Source organism: Haladaptatus ordinarius, assembly GCF_054177595.1.
This window is the reverse complement of record NZ_JBPEHH010000187.1, coordinates 1-4,563: the sequence shown is the minus strand read 5'-3', so window position 1 is coordinate 4,563 and position 4,563 is coordinate 1. Positions and strand designations below refer to the sequence as shown.

At 54.3% G+C, this 4,563-nt stretch carries 3 protein-coding genes; all 3 read left to right on the top strand.

Annotation, left to right across the window (positions count from 1 at the left end; genetic code table 11):
- Nucleotides 1-527 precede the first annotated feature (527 nt).
- On the top strand, nucleotides 528-1,328 hold the full coding sequence (locus ACR3FF_RS25835) for a YihY/virulence factor BrkB family protein (protein WP_458190959.1): 801 nt from the start codon (nucleotides 528-530) through the stop codon (nucleotides 1,326-1,328).
- A gap of 285 nt (nucleotides 1,329-1,613) precedes the next feature.
- Nucleotides 1,614-2,792 carry an AI-2E family transporter gene (locus ACR3FF_RS25830; protein WP_458190958.1) on the top strand — a complete coding sequence of 393 codons (1,179 nt, stop codon included), beginning with the start codon at nucleotides 1,614-1,616 and terminating at the stop codon, nucleotides 2,790-2,792.
- A gap of 536 nt (nucleotides 2,793-3,328) precedes the next feature.
- Nucleotides 3,329-4,330, top strand: coding sequence for an AI-2E family transporter (locus ACR3FF_RS25825; RefSeq protein WP_458190957.1), 1,002 nt, complete (start codon nucleotides 3,329-3,331; stop codon nucleotides 4,328-4,330).
- Nucleotides 4,331-4,563: the final 233 nt, after the last annotated feature.

The following is a 4,563-nucleotide window of genomic DNA, read 5'->3' as shown; positions in this document are numbered from 1 at the left end:
GGCGCTCTCACTGGAGTGAGACCGCCGTCTTTGGTTGAATCATTCGCTCATCCGCGCCAGCTACTCTCGTCTCGCCCCAGAAACCGAGTCAGTAATCAGGAACGATGGGAACTACCGATTCTGAGTCTGAGCATCGAGAGACCTATGGCGAGCAAGTTTAGGCCGAACAGGGCGCCCACCGCACTGTGGGTGGTAGCCGGGAACCCAATCCAGAGCGGGCCAGCGACGACCAGCGATAGGATGCCGCTGCGGAAACGCTGTTGCGAGAGTTAATAGTGCCAGCGATAGCTGATGTCGATACCGATATAATGGCAAATAATATTGACTGAGAGAGTGAAATTACTTTCCGATGTGGTATCTGTCTGCGAACCACTCGCCGCTCAACCCTAATCAGGGATGGACAGCCCGCTAGCAGAATTAAGGCGAAGGACGATGTACCACATTATCTATCCAACAGGTACGGTTGTACCGTTGATGAGTTGCTCTGTCCTGGTCCACAGATGCAATGAGGACAAATCAGAACTAGCATGGACGTAGAAAGTACCGCTCGGCAGTTTATCGCGCTCGTCCGTGAGAACGAACTTGGTTTCTTGGCCGCTAGCATCGCATACTACACCTTTGTCTCGATACTCCCGCTGTTACTGTTGGTCTTTCTAGTCGTCTCCACGATTGCGGGCGAAGAGCTGGCACGGACCGTACTTCAACAGGTGGCACTCACCGGGATTTTCACTTCGGATGGTCAGGAACTTGTCCGAGACGCGCTCATCTACCCGGCGGCTCATTCAGAGGCCTCACTCCTCGGTATCGGTCTCCTGTTCTGGAGCGGCCTGAAGATCTTTCGGAGTCTAGTGTTCGCGTTTTCACAGATATACGATGTCCCATTCGAAGGCAGCCTAATCACTTCGATCCGAAACGGGGGCATCGTCATCGTCGCGCTGATCATTTCGGTCGTCATTCAGCTCACTGTTTCGCTCCCTGTTGCAATTTTTCAGGCACAATTGCCTTTATTCGGTGAAATAGGGAGGCTTGAACAGTTCATTTTCCTCTGTCTCATGTTGTTTCCACTGTATTATCTCCTTCCCCCAATTACACATCAGGTTTGGGATGCCCTTCCAGGGACAGTCCTCACAGCCAGCGGGTGGATTGTTCTTGAGTTCGGGTTTGGAGTCTACACGCAGTACTTCTCGAACGTCTCCGTGTTCGGGGTGTTCGGTACATTCATCATTTTCATTCTCTGGCTCTACTTCGTTGGTCTGCTCATCCTCCTCGGTGCCTGTCTCAACGCCGTTCTCTCAAGTAGTGATTCCTCGTCGGGGTCGAGCCTCTAGGTTGTTCAGTGCAGATAAAACTGATGTCAAATAGCTCTATCAACCGCGCGAGCTAATTCGCAACAAGAACTGTCAGTTCCCTGAAGCCCAGCCGGTCGAGTGAGGCGAGCGCAGAGATAGAATTAGAAATCCTCGAACTAACTGACTACCGACACAACATCCGAATTTTCATTTCCTGAATTCAGGCCCTGTATCGCCACCCTACTAGCGATAATTCTCCCATACTTAGACGATATATCCATTTCCAACGACAACGCTAACTCGCTCGATGGTGTATGGGAGCATATGGTGGGGGAAGGGGAGAACCCGGAAGCGACGCGAATCCGTATCGTGCGACCAGATCTGAAGTGGTGGATTGCTGGTCTGATAGTATTTGGCATCATTGCCGCCGTCGTGTTCACGTTTCTACCATGGGTCGTCCTCGGATTGTTCATTTATTATGTCGCTCGCCCAATCAACCGGCGGCTTCGACCCCGACTCGGGGGATTCTCTCCCGCGGTCTCACTGCTCCTCATCGTCGTGCCAGTTGTGCTTTTCCTCGGCGTGTTTCTCGCCGTTGCGATCGGACAACTCGCCGCTTTCGCAAGCTCTGACATGGCGACGCAATTCCTCGCACAATCACCGGTCAACGTCGGGACGATACCGAACGATCCCGATCAGTTGGTCAACGCAGCAACGACAACGCTCCAAGATCCATCAGTGCAATCGGTGATCGCCGATGTACAGGCTATCGTTGGGGGTGCTGCAGCCAGTCTCTCCATGATGTTTCTCTCGGTGTTGTTCGCGTTCTTCGTGCTGAGTGAGGATCGGCGCCTCGCACGATGGGGGAGAAAGTATGTGCTCGGCGATGACGCGCTGTCTATCAGCTATCTCGAAGCGGTCGATGAGGGACTGAACTCCGTGTATTTCGGGTACACACTGACCATTTTTGCCATTATGGTCCTGACCGCCATCATCTACAACGTGTTCAATCTCTTTGCACCGGGGAATCTCCTTATTCCCGCGACGATACTGCTGGCGGTCATCACGGGCATCTTCACGCTCGTCCCAATCGTCGGTCGATCCATCATCTACCTCGGTATCGCTGCGATTCTCGCGGTCGGAGCGATCCAGCGTGACCCGACGTTCATCTGGTATCCGTTTGTCTTCTTCCTGTTCATGGCACTAGCGTTCGATAACGTCGTCCGAACCTACATCCGACCGTACCTCTCGGGGAAGATGTTCCACCTCTCGCTCGTCATGTTCGCCTACCTGCTCGGTCCAAGCCTATTCGGGTGGTACGGCATCTTCCTCGGGCCGCTGGTGATGGTCATCGTCGTCCAGTTCCTCCAAGTCGCTGTCCCTCAACTTCGTGGCGAGGAGCCCATGTCCGATGTCGAGATCGGGCCAACAGCAACCCAAGAGACGGATGAGAGCCGTGACGACGTGATGGAGGGCGGCGAAGCAACCGACGGTGGTCAGTAGTGAGAAGCCGGGATGCTTCAGTTCGTCGTACTGAAGTAAGAGTATTCACGTTGCTCTCCCCTCGTCGTTCGTATTGAGAGCAGTGAATCGCAGGTGCTGAAGTTTCTGTAGCGGAATTTGGAGAGGGTGTCATACAATAGTTCTCAATCGATATTATCCACGATCTTAATCGTGGATAAAACAGATGACTGGTGGAACCACTGGATTACAAGTGAAATGAGGACCGTATAATTGCTGGGTAGTGGGTGTGAGACGTATTCTATGACACGCTCCTCAAAGGATAGTTGGAGAAACGGTGATTACCCGCCCCGGTATGCGAGCCGTCGACGCAAGGTCTATTATACCGGGATTGTCAGACTGTTGGGATTGGGGGAGGCAGAGGGAGAAACTAGCAAGGAGGACCAGGGTGGGATCACACCGAACGACGAGTCATCCATCGTACAGCATGGTTACGTCGACTCTGTTCTCGCTTGTGACGTTAGCGTCGGGGCTCTCACTGTCATCGCCAATCGGGGGAGGGGCAGTGACAATCGACCATGACCGAAGGTGACGACCCGTCCTCGACGACCGCCCTCCGGCTTCTTCTCTTGGTTGTCGGCACGCTCACGGTCGTCCTCGTGTTGCCGTACTTCCAGCCGATCTTATTAGGCGGATTAATGGCGTATCTCGTCGCACCAATAAACGACCGGCTCTCGCGCCGATGGAGAGCGACGATCAGAACGGTCGTAACGATACTTATCACGGTCGTCGTCGTTCTCGGCCCGCTCCTGTTGCTGGTCAGCGTCGCGGTTAACCAAGGGGTTGCGCTGGCAAAGACGCCGAACTTCCCGACGTCGCGACTGTCGAAACACACTTCCAAGAGGTATTCGGAACGCAGGCCGACCTCTCGACCCTCATCGAACCGGTATCCGGGGACTTCTGAGTGCGTTGTCGAAATCGTCGGCGGTATCCCGGCGTTCGTCGTCGAAACCGTGATCTTCCTATTCACCTTCTATCTCTTGCGGGATGGAGAGCAGTTCGTCACCTGGGTTCGAACAGCCGCTCCGTTCGACCCAGACGTGACGACCGAACTGATCGCACGCACCGACGACCTCCTATGGGCCGCAGTGGTCGGCAACGTCATCGTTGCTGGCGTGCAGGCGATACTGACAGTCCTCGGGTTCCTCGTCATCGGATTCGACGACCTCGTCTTCTTGGGCGTGGTCACGTTCGTCCTGTCGCTGCTCCCAGTGATTGGGGCCTCATTCGTCTGGATTCCGGCGGTGATCTACCTCCTCTTCGTTGGCAGCGTTCCAGAAGCGGTGGGTCTACTCGTGTACGGTTCCCTCATCATTAGCGGATCGGAAAACTTCATTAGACCGCTTGCGATGCAACGCGGTGCACACTTCAACTCTGGACTCCTCATCTTGGGCATCTTCGGTGGTGTGACCATCTTCGGGTTCCTCGGTCTCTTAGTCGGCCCCGTCTTGATCGGATTGTCGAAGGAAATCGTCGACTTGCTGGTGAAAGAGCGTGGCGAGCTCAGTCGCTCGGGGTGATTCCCTGCAATGGAGATCGGCGCAGTTTTTCCGATTCTCCCATTCGAGCACAGCTCAAACACGAGGTGGTGTTTGCAAACTGTCCGTACCATAATTGGACGTAAGTATTGCCTACATTCGTATTCGGTTAAGAGGCTAAATCGCAAGCCGACGGCTACCTGAACTCGTAGAGCGAAGGGGAGGTTGTATGAGACTCTCCCCGGATGCAATTACATCGCTGCTGACTTCGCTCT

Coding starts and splice junctions, on each gene's coding strand:
- ACR3FF_RS25835 (WP_458190959.1), top strand. CDS start 528: ATGGACGTAGAAAGTACCGCTCGGCAGTTTATCGCGCTCGTCCGTGAG.
- ACR3FF_RS25830 (WP_458190958.1), top strand. CDS start 1,614: ATGGTGGGGGAAGGGGAGAACCCGGAAGCGACGCGAATCCGTATCGTG.
- ACR3FF_RS25825 (WP_458190957.1), top strand. CDS start 3,329: ATGACCGAAGGTGACGACCCGTCCTCGACGACCGCCCTCCGGCTTCTT.